The organism is Streptomyces musisoli, assembly GCF_016741855.1.
In the GTDB taxonomy this organism is placed as follows: domain Bacteria; phylum Actinomycetota; class Actinomycetes; order Streptomycetales; family Streptomycetaceae; genus Streptomyces; species Streptomyces musisoli.
Genome location: NZ_JAERRH010000014.1, coordinates 78175 through 94966 on the forward strand (window position 1 = coordinate 78175; position 16792 = coordinate 94966).

A 16792-nucleotide genomic window follows, 5' to 3' on the forward strand; every position below is an offset into this window, starting at 1 on the left:
CGGATCCAGAGCGGATCAAGAGATCCACACCACACCTGCTGGGGCGGTTCCGGACGCCCCACGTACCGTCGTGGGTATGAGCCCCACTCCCCCCGCACGCCGTCTGCGCCTCGGTCTGCCCCGGCGGATGTTCTCCCAGGTGCTGCTGATGCAGGTGGCGATCGCCGCGGGCGTGGCGGTGCTCGCCACCGGGCTCTTCCTGGCGCCGCTGAGCAAGCAGCTGGACCAGGAGGCGATGCGCCGCGCGCTGGCCATCGCCGAGACCACGGCCCAGGACCCGCAGATCGCCGAGGGCGTCCGCACCACCCCGCCGACCCGGGACGGCCCCGTGCAGAAGGAGGCCGAGCGGATCCGGCGGGCCACGCACGCGGAGTACATCGTGGTGCTGGACGAACACTGGGTGCGCTGGTCGCACCCCACGGCCTCGCAGATCGGCCGACGTGTGTCCACCAGTCCCTCCGAGGCCCTGAAGGGCAAGGAGGTCATGGAGATCGACAAGGGCACCCTGGGGCGCTCGGCGCGCGGCAAGGTGCCGCTGTACGACACCGACCACCGCATCGTCGGCGCGGTCTCGGTCGGCATCGCCTACGACAGTGTGCGGGCGCGGCTGATCAGCGCGATCCCGGGGCTGTTCGCCTACGCCGGCGGCGCGCTCGCGGTGGGCGCGCTGGCCGCTTGGCTGATCTCGCGCCGGGTCCAGCGGCAGACCCGGGACCTGGCCTTCTCCGACATCTCGGCGCTGCTCGCGGAGCGCGAGGCGATGCTGCACGGCATCCGGGAGGGTGTGGTCGCGCTGGACCGGGCAGGCCGTATCCGCCTGCTCAACGACGAGGCACGGCGGCTGCTGGGCATCGGTGACGAGGCCGTGGGTCGGGCACCGGACGAGGCGCTCGGCGCGGGCCGCACGACGGACGTGCTGGCCGGCCGCGTGACCGGCACCGATCTGCTCACCGTACGCGGCCGGCGGGTCCTGATCGCCAACCGCATGCCCACGGACGACGGCGGTGCCGTGGCCACCCTGCGCGACCGCACCGAACTGGAACAGCTGGGGCGTGAACTCGATTCCACGCGCGGGTTGATCGACGCCCTGCGCGCCCAGGACCACGAACACGCCAACCGCATGCACACCCTGCTGGGGCTGCTGGAACTGGAGATGTACGACGACGCCGTGGAGTTCGTCGGTGAGGTGGTCGGGGACCACCGGGCCACCGCCGAGCAGGTCACGGAGAAGATCCAGGACCCGCTGCTGGCCGCGCTTCTGGTGGGCAAGGCGACCGTGGCGGCCGAGCGCGGGGTCGCCCTGTGGGTGTCGGAACGGACCCGGCTGCCGGACCGGCTGATCGATCCGCGGGGGCTGGTCACCATCGTGGGCAACCTCGTGGACAACGCCCTCGACGCGGTCGCCGGCACACCGCACGCGCGCGTGGAGGCCGAGTTGCGCGCGGAGGGCCGTACGGTCGTTCTCCGGGTGCGCGACACGGGCCCGGGAGTCCCGGAGGACCAACGGGATGTGATCTTCACGGAGGGCTGGTCGACCAAGAGGCCGCCCGCGCACGGCAAGCGGGGCATCGGTCTCTCCCTGGTGCGCCGGCTCGCCGAACGGCAGGGCGGGAGCGCGGCCGTGTGCGCGGCGGACGGCGGCGGCGCGGAGTTCACCGTCGTCCTGCCCGAGGCGCTGACCGAGCCGGCACCGGAACCGGTGCTCGCCGGGTCCGCGGAGCCCGCCGCGAGAACCGCGAACGCCCCGGCCGCCGCCGAGGAGGAGGCGCGATGATCGAGGTGCTGGTCGTGGACGACGACACCCGGGTGGCCCGGGTCAACGCCGCCTACGTGGAGAAGGTGCCCGGCTTCCATGTGGCCGGCGAGGCGCACAACGCCGCCGACGCGCTGCGCCAGGTGGAGACCCTGCCGCGGCTCGATCTCGTCCTGATGGACCACTACCTGCCCGACGACACGGGCCTCGCGGTCGTCCGGGAGATGCGCCGGCGCGGCCACCAGACCGACGTGATCATGGTGACGGCGGCGCGGGACGTGTCGACGGTGCAGGCCGCCATGCGGCAGGGGGCGTTGCAGTACCTGGTGAAGCCGTTCGCCTTCGCGGGTCTGCGGGCCAAGCTGGAGGCTTACGCCCGCCTGCGGCGCACCCTGGACGGCGGTGGTGAGGCCGAGCAGGCGGAGGTGGACCGTATCTTCGGCGCTCTGTCCGCCCCCTCGGAGCCCGGGCTGCCCAAGGGGCACTCCCCCACGACGGCCGAGCTGGTGCGCCAGGCGCTGATGAACGCCGAACACCCCCTGTCCGCCCAGGAGATCGCGGAGCGCACGGGGGTGAGCCGCCAGACCGCGCAACGGTATCTGAAGTTCCTGGAGCGCACCGGCCGGGCCCGGCTGACCCTCAAGTACGGCGACGCGGGCCGCCCGGAGCACCGTTACGTGTGGGCGACCCGCGCCTGAGCGGGGTTCATGGGGTGGTCACTTGACCGCCTTGACGAACTCTGCCGTGTATGTCTTGCTCAAGTCGACTTTCGTGTTCTGGATGTTGGGGTTGAACGCCTTGAGGACCTTCTCAACGGTCTCGGGGCCGCCCTGGGGCATCACGCCGTCGTCGGTGAACATGGGAAGGGTGTTCTTGACGGCCTGTATGTACAGGGACTTGTTGCCCTGGGAGTAGTCGGCGGGCATCTTGGCGGCGATCTCGTCGGCGCTGTGCGTGGACATCCACTTGAGCGTCTTGACGAATGCATTGGCCAACTTCTGGACGGTGTCCTTGTGACCGTTCACCCAGTCCGTCTGCATGTACAGGCTGGACGACGGATACGGGCCGCCCAGCGCTTCCTGCGAGCCCTCGGGTGTGCGCATGTCGACGAGGATCTTCCCGGCCTTCTTGTCCAGGAGCGTCGCGACGGTCGGGTCGGTGGTCATGCCGCCGTCGATCGCGCCGTTCTGGAGAGCCGCGATGAATGTCGGCCCCGCCCCCACCGCGACCGGCGTGAACTCGCTGACCTTCACCCCGTTCTTCACCGCGAGGTACTTGGTGAGGAAGTCGGTCGAGGAGCCGAGCCCGGTGACGCCCAGCTTGCGGCCCTTGAAGTCCTTGGGCGAGGCGAGGTCACCGGCCGCCCGGTCCGAGACCACCTCGACCTCGCCGGGCGCGTGCGAGAACTGCACGACCGACTCGACGGCCTTGCCCTTCACCTGGAGGTCGAGGGTGTGGTCGTAGAACCCGACCGCTCCCTGCACCTGGCCGGAGACGAGCGCGGTCTCGGCCTGGACCCCGGCGGGCTCGCTGAGGAGTTCGACGTTCAGTCCCTCGGCCTGGAAGTAGCCGAGCCGCTGGGTGAGCATCGCGGGCAGGTAGATGACCTTGTCCAGGCCGCCGACCATGATCTTGACGGTCTCGCCCTTGCCGCCGCCCCCGCCGCTGCCGGTGTCGGCCGTGGAGCTCGCCGCGTCGTTGGCGCAGGCGGTGAGCGAGGAGAGGGCGAGCAGTCCGGCGGCGGCCAGGGTGGCGTATCCGGCAGTCGTGCGCATGCGGTTCACGTCCTTGTGGGAGGGCGGTACGGGGAGGAGGCAGGGGTACGTTCAGCTGTCGGAGCCGGCCGGTTTCCAGCGGAAGATGCGGCGCTCGGCGAAGGTCAGCAGGCCCTCCGCGACGAGGGCGACGACGGCGAGGATGACCATCGCGGCGTACACGCCGGCTGCGTTGAAGGTGTTCTGCGATTGCGCGACGAGCAGGCCGATGCCCTTGGTCGCGCCGATGTACTCGCCGACGATGGCGCCGATGAGAGCGAAACCGAAGCTGACGTGGAGGCTGGTGAAGATCCAGGAGGTGGCCGACGGGACGACCACCTGAAGGGTCACCCGGCGGTCGCTCGCGCCCAGGATGCGGGCGTTGGCCACGAGGTTGCGGTCCACTTCGCGGGCGCCCTGGAAGGCGTTGAAGAACACCGGGAAGAAGACGAGCACCACGGCCGAGGCCACTTTGGAGGACGGTCCGAGGCCGAACCAGATCAGGAAGATGGGCGCCAGGACGATCCTCGGGATCGAGTTGAGCACCTTGATGTATGGACCAAGGACCTCGGCGAGCAATCTGATCCGCCCGAGCGCGATGCCGAGGAGTACACCGGTGACCACACCGAGACCCCAGCCCAGCAGTGCCTCGTACAGCGTGTACCAGATCTGCTCGCCCAGGGAGCCGAGCGCTGTCCCGTGGGCCACCCAGGTGTGGATCTGCTCCCAGATCTTCGAGGGCATCGAGAAATTGAACGGGTCGATGACCTTGGCGCGGGACAGGGCCTCCCACAGTCCCAGGACCGCCACCAGGAGCACCACGCGCGCGGCGTTGACCAGGATCCTGCGCCGGCGGGCGGCCCGGGCGCGGGTCTGCGCGCGACCGGGTGTCTTGGCGGTGTCGACGACCGGGGTGCTGAGAACCTCAGGCGACATGGGCGGCACCCCTCTCGCGGGTGATGCGGACCTCTTCGCCGAGGGACTCCCAGATCTCGCGGTAGATCTCGATGAACCGCGGCTCCAGACGCACCGACTCGACCTTCCGCGGGCGGGGCAGGTCGATGTCGAAGACCTGCTTCACGGTCGCGGGGCCGGCGGTCATCACGACGACCTTGTCAGCCAGTGCGATGGACTCCTCCAGGTCGTGGGTGACGAAGACGACGGAGGCGCCGGTGCCCTCCCACAGCTCCAGCAGCTCGTCCGACATCAGCGCCCGGGTCTGTACGTCCAGCGCCGAGAACGGCTCGTCCATCAGGAGGATCTCGGGATCGTTGACGAATGTGGCCGCCAGGGCGACACGCTTGCGCTGACCGCCGGAGAGCTGGTGCGGATAGCGGTCCTCGAAGGCGGCGAGTCCCACCCGGGCGAGCCACTCGCGAGCCTTCTCCCTGGCCTCCGCCTTGGGTACGCCGCGGAAACGCGGACCCGCCATGACGTTGGACAGGACGGTCCGCCAGGGGAAGGTGGCGTCCTGCTGGAAGACGAAGCCGACCTTGTCGCCGACACCGTCGACCGGGTCCCCGGCCACCAGCACCTCGCCCTCGGTGGGCTCCTCCAGGCCGCTGACCAGGGTCAGGGTGGTGGACTTGCCGCACCCGGTCGGGCCGACGACGGCCACGAACTCGCCACGCCCGACGGTGAGGTCCAGGCCGCGCACGGCCGTGTGCAGTCCCCCGGACGGGGTTCTGAAGATCTTGCTCGCGCCCCGCAGCTCGATGGCGGGGCTGGTATGTGCGCTCATGGGCCGGGACGGTAGGTGTGGCCCCGGCCACAGCAGCAGTCTTGTGAGAGCAAGCCGTTCTTTTGCTCGCAAGAGCCTGTTGTGCTCGTTTTGCTCGCGCTACAACTGCGGAGCCGAAAACACGGGCTGACGCTCGCCGGCCTTGTAAGGAGAGGCCTGATGATTGACGTCCTGGTGGTGGACGACGACTTCCGTGTCGCCGAGATCAACGCCAAGTACGTGGGAAAGGTTCCCGGCTTCCGGGTGACCGCCCGCGCGCACAGTGCCGCCCAGGCTCTGGCCGCCGTCGAACGCGGGACCATCGACCTGGTCCTGCTGGACCATTACCTGCCGGACCGGACGGGCCTGGAACTCGTCCACCGCATGCGGGAGCAGGGACACGGCACCGACGTCATCATGATCACCGCGGCCAGCGATGTGACGACGGTCCAGCAGGCGATGCGCCTGGGCGCCCTGCACTATCTGGTCAAGCCGTTCACCTTCGCCGCGCTGCGCGCCCGCCTGGACTCCTACGCCGCCCTGCGCCGCACGGTCGACCGGGTGGGCGGCCACGGCCCGACGGGACAGGAACAGATCGACCGGATCTTCGGCGCCCTGCGCACCACTCCTGCCCCCTCCGCCCCGGGCCTGCCGAGCGGCCACTCCGAGCCCACGACCGACCTCATCTGCGGCGTCCTGCATCGCGCCGGCCATCCGCTCTCGGCCCACGAAGTTGCCACCCGGACCGGCCTGAGCCGCTCCACCGCCCAGCGCTATCTGCGCCACCTGGAACAGGCGGGCCGGCTCCACCTGTCCCTGAAGTACGGCGACACCGGCCGCCCGGAACACCGGTACGCCTGGGTGGCGCCGTAGCGGCGCCCGCCGCCGGCTAGGCGGCGCCGGCCCCGGTCAGGGAACGCACTTCCGTCTCGGCGTACTTGGCCTCGTCCGCGACCTCGTCCGAGGTGACCGTGCCCAGCCAGCCGGCGAGGAAGCCCAGCGGAATGGAGACGACACCCGGGTTCTCCAGCGGGAAGTACTGGAAGTCGACGCCCGGGAACAGCGAGTCCGGGCTGCCGGACACCACCGGGGACAGGACCACGAGCCCGATCGCCGGGAGCAGCCCGCCGTACACCGCCCACACCGCGCCCCGCGTGGTGAGACCGCGCCAGAACAGCGAGTAGAGCAGGACCGGCAGGTTCGCCGAAGCGGCCACCGCGAAGGCGAGCCCGACGAGGAAGGCGACGTTGAGATCCCGGGCCAGCAGACCGAGGGCGATCGCCACGACGCCGACGCCGACCGCCGCCCAGCGTGCCACCGCCACCTCGCCGCGCGGGCCCGTGCCGCGGGAGCGTCGCAACGATGCGTACAGATCGTGGGCCACCGACGCGGAGGAGGCGAGCGTGATGCCCGCGACCACCGCGAGGATCGTGGCGAAGGCCACGGCGGCGACCACCGCGAACAGCACGGTGCCTCCCGTGGAGCCCGCCCCACCGCCCAGATCTAGGGCGAGGAGGGGCACCGCGGTGTTCCCCGCCGCGTTGGAAGCGCGCACGGTCTGCGGCCCCACCAGCGCCGCCGCACCGAATCCGAGGACGATCGTCATCAGGTAGAAGCTGCCGATCAGGCCGATGGACCACACCACGGAGCGGCGGGCGGCACGCGCGGTCGGCACCGTGTAGAAGCGGGACAGGATGTGCGGCAGCCCGGCCGTGCCCAGCACCAGCGCGAGCCCCAGGCTGATGAAGTCGAGCCGGGCGGTCCAGTCCCCGCCGTACTTCAGTCCCGGCGCCAGAAACGCCCTCCCCTGGCCGCTGCGCTCCGCGGCGGTGAGCAGCAGCCGGTCCACGTCTCCGTGGAAGCGCAGCAGCACGAGCACGGTCAGCACAACGGTGCCGCTGAGCAGCAGGACCGCCTTCACGATCTGGATCCAGGTGGTGGCCCGCATCCCGCCCAGCGACACGTAGATCACCATCAGCGCGCCTACGCCGATGACCGCCCAGACCCGGGCCGCACCACCCGTCCGCCCGAGCAGCAGCGCCACCAGACTGCCCGCGCCGACCATCTGTGCCACCAGGTAGAAAACGGACACCACGACCGAGGATGTTCCCGTGGCGATCCGCACCGGCCGCTCACTCATCCGCGCGGCCACCACGTCGGCCAGGGTGAACCGCCCGCAGTTGCGTACCAGTTCGGCGACCAGGAAGAGCACCACCAGCCAGGCCACCAGGAAGCCCACGCCGTACAGCAGCCCGTCGTATCCGTACAGGGCGATGAGTCCGCTGATCCCGAGGAAGGAGGCGGCCGACATGTAGTCGCCGGCGATGGCAAAACCATTTTCCATGGGGGTGAACAGCCGCCCGCCGGCGTAGAACTCCTCCGCCGAACCGTGCCGCCTGCGGCTCACCCAGGTCGTGATCCCGAGGGTGACCGCCACGAAACCGCTGAACAGCAACAGCGCCAGAGCCTGATGGTCACCCGTCACGAGGCGCCTCCCTGCGCCCCACGGGCCAGTTCCTGGGTGTCCCAGCGCAGGTCCAGTGCGGCCCGGTCCCGGCGCAGCCGTGCATGCCGGGCATAGGCCCAGGTGAGCAGGAACGTGGTGAGGAACTGGCCGAGCCCGGCGACCATCCCCACGTTCACCGCGCCCGCGACGGGCCGCGCCATGAGCCCGGGCGCGGTCGTCGCCGCCACCACGTACCCCACGTACCAGACCAGGAAGGCGGCGGTCCCCGGCACCACGAACCGCCGGTACCTGCCGCGCATCTCCTGGAACGCCTGACTGCGCTGCACTTCCACATACACGTCGCGGGTGCGCGTCACGCCGGGCCCTCCTCGCGCGGGCGGCACGGTCGTCGCCGGCACGCCGGTCCCGTCCAGTCCGCCCCAGCCCGTGGCCAGCGCGTCGTACCAGGGGTCCTCGTACGCCATGTCGCGGGCGGGCACGCCGTGGTCTTCCTGGTTCCCGCCCGAACTCTCGGGACCATCCCCGGCTCTGCGGGGACGACCGTTGCTTGACTGCATGCCCAAGGATGGACAGAACGGGAAGATCTCTGACTCTTCTTCCTCCGGCACTTCACCCCATCAGGTGATTCACCCGGTGGGCGGCCGCACCAGCCCCTTGCCGTAGGCGTAGCGCACGGCCTGCGCCCGGTCCTTGAGGCCCGTCTTGGCGAAGAGGTTGTTGATGTGTGTCTTCACCGTCGCGGTCGACACATGCAGTCTGCGGGCGATCTCCTGGTTGCTGAGTCCCTCGGCGATCAGCACCAGGACCTCGGTCTCCCGTGCGGTCAGTCCGTCGGGCGCCTCGTCCATGGCCGGCACGGGCTCGGCCTCGGACCGCGACAGCCGCTCCAGCAGCCGGCGCTGGACACTCGGCGACAGGCCCGCGTCCCCCGACAGCACACTGTGCACGGCGCGTACGATCTCCTCGCCGCCGGCGTCCTTGGTCAGGTATCCGCGGGCACCGGCCCGCAGCGCGGGGAAGAGCGACTCGTCGTCCGCGTAGGTGGTGAGCACCACGACCTGGGTCCCGGGGTACTCCGCGCGGATCCGCCGGGTGGCCTCCACGCCGTCGCAGCGCGGCATCCTGAGGTCCATCAGGACGACGTCCGGTACGAGTTCCCCGACCAGCCGCACCGCCTCCTCGCCGTCACCCGCGGCCCCCACGACCTCCACTCCCGGCAGCAGTCCGAGCAGCATCACGATGCCCTCACGGACCACGGTCTGGTCGTCGGCCACGACCACCCGTGCGGGCTTCCTCTCACCGTCCGCCTCGCTCATACGGGCACCTTCAGCGTCACCACGAATCCCTCCTCGTCCGGTCCCGCGTCCAGCGAACCGCCCAGCAGTTCGGCACGCTCGCGCATGCCCAGCAGACCGTATCCGCCTCCGGCCCCGTCGAGTTCGCCCGGCCGCCCGCCCGAGTCCCGGACGTTCAGCGTCACTTCGTGCTCGCTGTAGTCGAGCCGCACATCCACTTTGGCGCCGTGGGCGTGCTTGCGGACGTTCGTCAGCGCCTCCTGCGCGACCCGCCGCACGGCCTGGGACGCCTCGGCCGGCAGGGATCTGCGTTCACCGGTGACGGTGACCTCGGCTCCGTCGGCCGTGCTGACGAGTGCGGTCAGGAAGTCCTCCAGCGGGGTCAGCTCGCCCCGCAGCGCGGACAGTGCCTGCCGGGTCTCGGCGAGGCCGTCGCGGGCCATCCCCCGGGCGGCCACCACCCGCTCCAGGATCCGTTCGCGATCCGCGCCGTTCTCGATCAGCAGCCGGGCCGCCTCCAGGTGCACGAGCTGCGCCGAGAGGCTGTGTGCCAGCACGTCGTGGATCTCCCGGGCGATACGGGCGCGTTCGGCCAGCGCCGCGGACTCGGCCTCGGCCGCGCGGGCGGCCCGCTCCTGGGCGAGCAGCCGCTGCGCATTGCCGCGGGCCTCCGCGTCCAGCCGCAGGACGTATCCGCCGAGAGCCAGGCCGGCCACGGTGGCGGCCGTGGTCAGCCAGAGGTCGTCGGTGAAGGCGGAGTACGAGGCCAGCGCCACCGATGCGACGGGTACCCCTGCCCCGAGCGGCAGCCGCTCCAGCGCGGCGACTCCGCAGGCGCACCAGATCACGAGGGCCGGCCCTCTGAATCCCGTGAGGCCGGCGGCGACCGCGATGCCCAGGAGCACGCCCATGAGCGCGAGGGAGGGCACCAGCCGGTGCTCGTAGGTCGTCCGGAAGAACGCCCAGGAGACGAGTGCGGCGACGACGGCTGTCGCCGCTGCCGCTAGTCCTTGGCCGAGGCCCACGTGCCGCTCACTGAAGGCGGCCCACAGAAGCACGGCCAGTGCGAGCAGGCGGACCGCCCAGGTGATCAGGCGCCGGGGCCGGGAGATTCCCGCGCGGCCGAGCGCTTCGCGTGACGGCCAGCGCGTCCAGGCGTTCTCTGTCACACGCGCTCCTTCCGGGCCGACGGCTTGTCGTCACCGTACGCCGGGGCGGGATGGCTCGCGGCGCCGAGGGACTGGGCCCGCCAGGCCAGGATCCCGCCGCGGACCAGCAGGGTGCCCGCGAGGCCAAGCATCAGCGCTGAGCTGTCCTGGTGCAGGCCGAGCGCGGAGCCGAGGGCGAAGACGCCGGCTCGCAAGGCTATGCCCACGATCCAGACGGCGATGCTCGCCTGAGTGCTCTTGGTCCATACGATGCCGTCCGGCGCCGTCCAGATGCGGGTGGTCCAGCCCCAGCCGACGCCGGTGACGAGGCCGATGAGGAGCTCGACCGCGAGCAGTGCGGCGGATTCCGCACCGTGCCGGGCGTCGAGGATGCCGGGCTCGCGCAGCGCGACGGCGGCGAGGACCACGGGCAGCAGCCACCAGCGCCGGTCCGTGTCCATCGCGCGGGGGCGGAACTGCCGCGCGATCACTATGGCGGCGACGGCCGCGATCACCAGCGCGTTGACGAGCCCGGACATCAGCACCTCCGTGAACGAGAAGGTCTTGCCGGAGCGAGTGCTGCCGACACCTTCGAAGCTACGGACGTTCGCAGGTCAGGGGATCGGAGCCCGGGTGGATCACGGGTGGAACCGTGGAGCGGGGCCCCTCCACCCACAGGTGGAGAAACCCTGCGGGCCGGACCGTAGGGGCAGGGTGGAGCGGGACGGGCAGGGCGAACCCCGACCTGCCGGCAGTCGAAGACGGCCTGCAAGCCGAGCCTCGGCCGGGAGCCGGGCTCCAGCTCATAGGCGGGAGCCCGGTACAGCGGCTACGCGTCGATGCGGGAACGGTCCAGCGTCGCCGCCGAGCTGGAGATGAACTCCTTGCGGGGCGCCACGTCGTTACCCATCAGCAGGTCGAAGACCTGTTCGGCGGCCTCCAGGTCGGAGAGGTTGATGCGGCGCAGGGTGCGGTGGCGCGGGTCCATCGTGGTCTCGGCCAGCTGGTCGGCGTCCATCTCGCCCAGACCCTTGTAGCGCTGGATGGAGTCCTTGTACCGGATGCCCTTGCTCTGGAATTCCATGAGCTTGTCGCGCAGCTCGCGGTCCGAGTACGTGTAGACGTACTTCTCCTGCCCCTTCTTCGGCTGGATCAGCTCGATGCGGTGCAGCGGCGGCACGGCGGCGAAGACACGACCGGCCTCGACCATGGGCCGCATGTAGCGCTGGAAGAGCGTGAGCAGCAGGCAACGGATGTGGGAGCCGTCCACATCGGCGTCGGTCATCATGATGATCTTGCCGTACCGGGCCTGGTCGATGTCGAAGGTGCGGCCCGAGCCCGCTCCTATGACCTGGATGATCGCACCGCACTCGGCGTTCTTGAGCATGTCGGTCACGGATGAACGCTGCACGTTGAGGATCTTGCCGCGGATCGGCAGCAGTGCCTGGAACTCGGAGTTCCGCGCCAGCTTGGCCGTACCGAGCGCGGAGTCACCCTCGACGATGAACAACTCGCTGCGGTCGACGTCGTCGCTACGGCAGTCGGCGAGCTTGGCCGGCAGGGACGAGGACTCCAGGGCGGTCTTCCGGCGCTGGGCGTCCTTGTGCTGGCGGGCCGCGACCCGGGTGCGGGCGGCGGCGACGACCTTTTCCATGACGACGCGGGCCTGGGCGGCGGCATCACGCTTGGTGGCCGTCAGGAACGCCTTCAGCTCACTGGTGACCACGTTGTTCACGATGCGGCGGGCCGCCGAGGTGCCGAGGACCTCCTTGGTCTGGCCCTCGAACTGCGGCTCGGCCAGGCGGACCGTGACGACGGCGGTGAGGCCCTCCAGGGCGTCGTCCTTGACGATGTTGTCCTCGGCCACGCGCAGCATCTTCTTGGCGCGCAGCACATCGTTCATCGTCTGGGTGAGAGCTTGTTCGAAGCCCGCGACATGGGTGCCGCCCTTGGGGGTGGCGATGATGTTGACGAACGACCGCACCGCGGTGTCGTAGCCGGTGCCCCAGCGCAGCGCCACGTCGACGCCCAGCTCACGCGTGACCTCGGTCGGCGTCATCTGGCCGTGCTCGTCCAGGACCGGGACGGTCTCCTTGAACGTGCCCTTGCCAGAGAAGCGGAGGACATCGCAGATCGCCTTGTCGTTCGCCAGGTACTCGCAGAACTCGCTGATGCCGCCGTCGAAGCGGAAGGACTCCTCGCCCTTGCTGCCGCCCTCGCCGAGACCGAACTCGTCACGCACGACGATGGTCAGGCCGGGGACCAGGAACGCGGTCTGCCGGGCACGCTGGTGCAGGTTGTCCAGGGAGAGCTTGGCGTCCTTGAGGAAGATCTGGCGGTCCGCCCAGTAACGCACGCGCGTGCCGGTGCGGGTCTTGGGGATCTTCTTGGCCTTGCGCAGGCCGCTCTTGGCCTCGAACTTCGCGTCGGCGCCGGCGGAGGCGAAGGCACCGGGCACACCGCGCCGGAAGCTGATGGCGTGCGTGTTGCCGCCGCGGTCCACCTCGACGTCGAGCCGGGCGGAGAGGGCGTTGACCACGGAGGCGCCCACGCCGTGCAGACCACCGGAGGCGGCGTACGACCCGCCGCCGAACTTGCCACCCGCGTGCAGCTTGGTCATGACTACCTCGACGCCGGACAGGCCCGTCTTGGGCTCGACGTCCACGGGGATGCCGCGGCCGTTGTCGCGCACCTCCACCGAGCCGTCGTCGTGGAGGACCACCTCGATGTGGTCGCAGTAGCCGCCGAGGGCCTCGTCCACGGAGTTGTCGATGATCTCCCACAGGCAGTGCATCAGGCCGCGGCTGTCGGTCGAGCCGATGTACATGCCCGGGCGCTTGCGCACGGCTTCGAGGCCCTCGAGGACGAGCAGGTGCCGCGCGGTGTAGTTGGAACCGTCCCGGTCTGCTCCTGCCAGCAGCGCTGTGGACGGCACGGACGTATCGGCGGTCACGCGGTTCGCTCCTCGCTGAATTTCAGGTGACCCCCTTTTGGGTAAGGGGGCGGCTTCGGTCGCCGCACAGAGGGTACCGAGCCCTGGTAGAGCCGGTGTAACGCCACCCTCGTCGGGAACTCACACTAGTCCAGACTCGCATGAGTGTTCGATCCCTCGATGGAGTGAAGTACATATCACGTTCCCTTCGGGGCATGAACCATTTAGGCTCCGGGCACGTCCTCATGAACAACCGGCAACCCAGCCGGGAGGACGAGACAGCAAGCAAGACAGCGCGAACCCGTACGCATCCAAGACACGCAATACGGCACATTCGCCGCCAACCGGCAGCAGACAGCCGCCCCGAAAGATTTTTTCGAGGAAAAGCCACGAGCGGGAACGTTTTCGGGCTGGTTGGATGTTGACCCTGGTACGACAGCTCGTCGAGCTAGAGAAGAGGCGACGTGACTACTGTTCTGACCCCCGCGAGCCCGCTGACGGCCGCCGATCGCTGCGACCGCTGCGGCGCCCAGGCATACCTGCGCGTCGTCCTGCTCAGCGGCGGAGAACTGCTCTTCTGCGCCCACCACGGTCGCAAGTTCGAGCCGGAACTCAAGAAGATCGCCGCTGAGATACAGGACGAGACGGAGCGGCTCACGTCCGCTCCGAGCACCGCTTCCGAAGAAGAGCGCTGAATCTCGCACACCCGACGAGCCAGCCCCGGCACAGGCCGGTGAACGGGCGGCCACTCCTCATACCAGGAGTGGCCGCCCGTGCTCATGCCCCCGCGCCCGCTCAGGCCTCTCCGTCGGGCGCGCCGGCGGCCCGGCCCCCTACCGCCGGTTCCAGCATCCGTACGACCTCGGAGACGCGCGTGTAGACGCCGGGGAGCCCCGGCTGCCCGCAGCCGCTTCCCCAGGACACCAGGCCGATCAGCCGTCCCGCGGCCACCAGAGGCCCACCACTGTCCCCCTGGCAGCCGTCGGGGCCGCCGGCGGCCTCACCGGCGCACAGCATGGTGCCCGCCTGATAGGTGCCGTCGGGGCCGCCGGGGTAGGCGCGGGCGCACAGCTCGTCAGGGAGCACGCGCACGCGTGCGGCGCGCAGCCGACGCGCGTAGTCCCCTCCGCCGGTCGCGTCGCCCCATCCGGACACCATTGCCTCCGTGCCGGGCCCGTAGGCCGGGTCACCCGCGCGCGCCATGGGGACGACCGCACTCTGCGGCAGCGAGCCGTCCAGTGTGAGGACCGCGAAGTCGCCGGAGTTGGTCCCGACGTCGTACCCGGGGTTGACCCGGACGTCCCGCACGGCGATCTCCTCGCCCTGCGGTGACAGCAGATCCGTGCGGCCCGCGATGACCTTGAGGTCGGGCACCCGGTTCGGCGGTGCCCCGAGGACGTCCTCGGACAGACAGTGGGCCGCGGTGAGCACCGTGCTGCGGCCCACGGCCACGGCACCGCAGAACTGCCCGGCCCGCATACCTCCGAACCGGTCACGGCTGGCCAGCGCCACCGTCCACGGGGCCTGGGAAACATCTATCGGGAACCCCCCGACCACCACACTGTCGGCAACCGCGGGAGCCGCGCTCACCAGGGGTATCGAGGCAACGGTGGCCACCAGAACCAGTGGCCGGATCAGCGCCCGGGCGACGGAACGGCGCATGCGTGCTCCTCACTCTGAGGTCATCCTGGGGCACCAAGAGTGATCCACCGGGCGCAAGCGCGCAGCACGAAGGCCCGGCCCCGCGAGGGGAACCGGGCCTTCGCCGTCGTACGACCGCGACCTAGTCGAGGTAGTCGCGCAGCACCTGGGAACGCGACGGGTGGCGCAGCTTCGACATGGTCTTGGACTCGATCTGGCGGATGCGCTCACGCGTCACGCCGTACACCTTGCCGATCTCGTCGAGGGTCTTCGGCTGACCGTCGGTGAGACCGAAACGCATGGAGACGACGCCGGCCTCGCGCTCGGACAGGGTGTCCAGCACGGAGTGCAGCTGCTCCTGGAGGAGCGTGAAGCTGACCGCGTCGGCGGGCACGACGGCCTCGGAGTCCTCGATCAGGTCACCGAACTCGCTGTCGCCGTCCTCGCCCAGCGGAGTGTGCAGGGAGATGGGCTCACGACCGTACTTCTGGACCTCGATGACCTTCTCCGGGGTCATGTCGAGTTCCTTGGCCAGCTCCTCCGGGGTGGGCTCGCGGCCCAGGTCCTGGAGCATCTGGCGCTGCACGCGCGCGAGCTTGTTGATGACCTCGACCATGTGCACCGGGATACGGATGGTGCGGGCCTGGTCGGCCATGGCGCGGGTGATCGCCTGACGGATCCACCAGGTGGCGTACGTGGAGAACTTGTAGCCCTTGGTGTAGTCGAACTTCTCGACCGCACGGATCAGACCGAGGTTGCCCTCCTGGATGAGGTCCAGGAAGAGCATGCCGCGGCCGGTGTAGCGCTTGGCCAGGGAGACCACCAGACGGAGGTTGGCCTCCAGGAGGTGGTTCTTGGCGCGGCGGCCGTCCTCGGCGATGATCTCCAGCTCACGCTTGAGCTTCGGCGCGAGCTTGTCGGCGTTCGCCAGCTTGTCCTCGGCGAACAGGCCCGCCTCGATGCGCTTGGCCAGCTCGACCTCCTGCTCGGCGTTGAGCAGGGGGACCTTGCCGATCTGCTTCAGGTAGTCCTTGACCGGGTCGGCGGTGGCGCCGGCCGCGGCGACCTGCTGCGCGGGCGCGTCGTCCTCGTCCTCGTCGGACAGGACGAAGCCGGCGCTCTCGGCACCCTCCGGCTCGTCGGCGACCTTGGTGTCCTCGAGTACCTCTTCGTCGAGAAGCTCGGCGTCGTCCTTCTTGGCCGCGGTCTTCTTGGCGGCCGTCTTCTTCGCGACGGCCTTCTTGGCGACCGTCTTCTTGGCGGTCGCCTTCTTGGCGACGGCCTTCTTGGCGGGTGCGGCTTCCTCGGCGGAATCGGCTGCGGCCGGAGCGGCGGGCATCGCGGGGGCCGCCGTGGTGGCGGTGGCCTTCCTGGTGGTCACCGTCTTCGCCGCGACCGTCTTGGTGGCGGTGCGCTTTGCCGGGCTCTTCGCTGCGACGCTCTTGCGGGTGCGCTTGGGCTCTGCGGCACTGACCATCAGCGTCACACCCTCTTCCTCAAGAATCTGGTTGAGGCTGCGCAGTACGTTCTTCCACTGAGTGGCCGGAATCTGGTCAGCTTCGAAGGCCCGACGCACATCGTCGCCGGCGATCTGCCCCTCAGCCTTTCCCCGCTCAATGAGCGCCATGACAGAGACGGACTCGGCGATCTCCGGCGGGAGCGTACGGGATGTGCTGGCCGACACGAACAACCTCTCGGAACGTTGGAAAACGGCTTCCGGCACCGTCCACTGCGGACAGGAGCCGACCACCGGCCTGGGGATGGGCCGACGGCGCGGGCGGGGGCCGGGAAGATTCACAGCGCCTTGCATGGCGTCCGTATTCCCTCCGCGGCTGTCACCTCTTAGGTCATCGCGCTGTCTCCACGAGCGTTACGCCCAATCTACGTGGCCCGAGTCACACCCCGTAAGCGGTCAAAAGCTGTCAGACATGCACAAATAAGATCATCAGTCGCCTGTGTCCCGGTCCCCCGTCCTTGACCAGGGCGATCCGTTGCACTGCCGGACCTCGCCGGACCCCGCCGGACCCCAGATGGTCCGGCGGGGTCCGGCGACGACCGGTACCCGGCCCGGTGCCGCCACGA

Annotated in this window: 15 protein-coding genes; 4 read left to right on the top strand and 11 right to left on the bottom strand. The window is 69.9% G+C overall.

Annotation, left to right across the window (positions count from 1 at the left end; translation table 11 throughout):
* The first annotated feature begins 76 nt into the window (after positions 1-76).
* Both JK361_RS29405 and JK361_RS29410 read left to right on the top strand, forming a co-directional pair.
* Positions 77-1774, top strand: a complete 1698-nt coding sequence (locus tag JK361_RS29405; RefSeq protein WP_201823759.1) for an ATP-binding protein — start codon at positions 77-79, stop codon at positions 1772-1774.
* Positions 1771-2451: a response regulator gene (locus tag JK361_RS29410; protein WP_201823761.1), complete on the top strand. Its 681-nt coding sequence runs from the start codon at positions 1771-1773 to the stop codon at positions 2449-2451. Before JK361_RS29405 ends, JK361_RS29410 begins: the two co-directional genes overlap by 4 nt.
* Positions 2452-2469: 18 nt before the next feature.
* Here JK361_RS29410 and JK361_RS29415 read toward each other — a convergent pair whose 3' ends face one another.
* The 3 genes from JK361_RS29415 to JK361_RS29425 are packed head-to-tail and all read right to left on the bottom strand — an operon-like array spanning position 2470 to position 5248.
* The gene (locus JK361_RS29415) at positions 2470-3528 is read right to left on the bottom strand and encodes an ABC transporter substrate-binding protein (protein WP_201823771.1); all 1059 of its coding nucleotides are present in this window, start codon (positions 3526-3528) and stop codon (positions 2470-2472) included.
* Between the two features lie 51 nt (positions 3529-3579).
* Positions 3580-4443: an ABC transporter permease gene (locus tag JK361_RS29420; protein ID WP_201823773.1), complete on the bottom strand. Its 864-nt coding sequence runs from the start codon at positions 4441-4443 to the stop codon at positions 3580-3582.
* Complete coding sequence (locus tag JK361_RS29425; RefSeq protein ID WP_201823775.1) at positions 4433-5248, bottom strand: ABC transporter ATP-binding protein; 816 nt, start codon at positions 5246-5248, stop codon at positions 4433-4435. The genes JK361_RS29420 and JK361_RS29425 overlap by 11 nt, the downstream gene beginning before the upstream one ends.
* 159 nt (positions 5249-5407) lie before the next feature.
* On the opposite strand from JK361_RS29425, the gene JK361_RS29430 reads away from it, so the two are divergent.
* Positions 5408-6100: a response regulator gene (locus tag JK361_RS29430; RefSeq protein WP_201823777.1), complete on the top strand. Its 693-nt coding sequence runs from the start codon at positions 5408-5410 to the stop codon at positions 6098-6100.
* Positions 6101-6116: 16 nt separating this feature from the next.
* Here the strand turns inward: JK361_RS29430 and JK361_RS29435 are convergent, their stop codons facing one another.
* From JK361_RS29435 to JK361_RS29460, 6 genes are all read right to left on the bottom strand, one after another.
* Positions 6117-7712 carry a monocarboxylic acid transporter gene (locus tag JK361_RS29435; RefSeq protein WP_201823779.1) on the bottom strand — a complete coding sequence of 532 codons (1596 nt, stop codon included), beginning with the start codon at positions 7710-7712 and terminating at the stop codon, positions 6117-6119.
* Positions 7709-8251: a DUF485 domain-containing protein gene (locus tag JK361_RS29440; protein ID WP_201823781.1), complete on the bottom strand. Its 543-nt coding sequence runs from the start codon at positions 8249-8251 to the stop codon at positions 7709-7711. Before JK361_RS29440 ends, JK361_RS29435 begins: the two co-directional genes overlap by 4 nt.
* A 69-nt stretch (positions 8252-8320) precedes the next feature.
* The gene (locus tag JK361_RS29445) at positions 8321-9010 is read right to left on the bottom strand and encodes a response regulator (RefSeq protein WP_201823783.1); all 690 of its coding nucleotides are present in this window, start codon (positions 9008-9010) and stop codon (positions 8321-8323) included.
* Positions 9007-10158, bottom strand: a complete 1152-nt coding sequence (locus JK361_RS29450) for a sensor histidine kinase (protein ID WP_201823789.1) — start codon at positions 10156-10158, stop codon at positions 9007-9009. Before JK361_RS29450 ends, JK361_RS29445 begins: the two co-directional genes overlap by 4 nt.
* Complete coding sequence (locus JK361_RS29455) at positions 10155-10676, bottom strand: DUF1453 family protein (protein ID WP_201823792.1); 522 nt, start codon at positions 10674-10676, stop codon at positions 10155-10157. The genes JK361_RS29450 and JK361_RS29455 overlap by 4 nt, the downstream gene beginning before the upstream one ends.
* 290 nt (positions 10677-10966) lie before the next feature.
* Positions 10967-13090, bottom strand: a complete 2124-nt coding sequence (locus JK361_RS29460) for a DNA gyrase/topoisomerase IV subunit B (RefSeq protein WP_201823794.1) — start codon at positions 13088-13090, stop codon at positions 10967-10969.
* Between the two features lie 443 nt (positions 13091-13533).
* On the opposite strand from JK361_RS29460, the gene JK361_RS29465 reads away from it, so the two are divergent.
* Positions 13534-13764 (top strand): DUF7455 domain-containing protein, encoded by a 231-nt coding sequence (locus JK361_RS29465; RefSeq protein ID WP_199212290.1) that lies wholly within the window; start codon positions 13534-13536, stop codon positions 13762-13764.
* A 100-nt stretch (positions 13765-13864) separates the two neighbouring features.
* On the opposite strand, the gene JK361_RS29470 is transcribed toward JK361_RS29465, so the two are convergent.
* Both JK361_RS29470 and JK361_RS29475 read right to left on the bottom strand, forming a co-directional pair.
* The gene (locus JK361_RS29470; RefSeq protein WP_201823796.1) at positions 13865-14731 is read right to left on the bottom strand and encodes a S1 family peptidase; all 867 of its coding nucleotides are present in this window, start codon (positions 14729-14731) and stop codon (positions 13865-13867) included.
* A 121-nt stretch (positions 14732-14852) separates the two neighbouring features.
* Positions 14853-16394: an RNA polymerase sigma factor gene (locus JK361_RS29475; RefSeq protein WP_201823798.1), complete on the bottom strand. Its 1542-nt coding sequence runs from the start codon at positions 16392-16394 to the stop codon at positions 14853-14855.
* Between the last annotated feature and the right edge of the window lie 398 nt (positions 16395-16792).

Excerpts from the sequence above, each read along its gene's own strand:
- JK361_RS29445 (WP_201823783.1), bottom strand. The coding sequence starts at position 9,010 with ATGAGCGAGGCGGACGGTGAGAGGAAGCCCGCACGGGTGGTCGTGGCC.
- JK361_RS29410 (WP_201823761.1), top strand. The coding sequence starts at position 1,771 with ATGATCGAGGTGCTGGTCGTGGACGACGACACCCGGGTGGCCCGGGTC.
- JK361_RS29430 (WP_201823777.1), top strand. The coding sequence starts at position 5,408 with ATGATTGACGTCCTGGTGGTGGACGACGACTTCCGTGTCGCCGAGATC.
- JK361_RS29470 (WP_201823796.1), bottom strand. The coding sequence starts at position 14,731 with ATGCGCCGTTCCGTCGCCCGGGCGCTGATCCGGCCACTGGTTCTGGTG.
- JK361_RS29405 (WP_201823759.1), top strand. The coding sequence starts at position 77 with ATGAGCCCCACTCCCCCCGCACGCCGTCTGCGCCTCGGTCTGCCCCGG.
- JK361_RS29440 (WP_201823781.1), bottom strand. The coding sequence starts at position 8,251 with ATGCAGTCAAGCAACGGTCGTCCCCGCAGAGCCGGGGATGGTCCCGAG.
- JK361_RS29455 (WP_201823792.1), bottom strand. The coding sequence starts at position 10,676 with ATGTCCGGGCTCGTCAACGCGCTGGTGATCGCGGCCGTCGCCGCCATA.
- JK361_RS29420 (WP_201823773.1), bottom strand. The coding sequence starts at position 4,443 with ATGTCGCCTGAGGTTCTCAGCACCCCGGTCGTCGACACCGCCAAGACA.
- JK361_RS29425 (WP_201823775.1), bottom strand. The coding sequence starts at position 5,248 with ATGAGCGCACATACCAGCCCCGCCATCGAGCTGCGGGGCGCGAGCAAG.
- JK361_RS29415 (WP_201823771.1), bottom strand. The coding sequence starts at position 3,528 with ATGCGCACGACTGCCGGATACGCCACCCTGGCCGCCGCCGGACTGCTC.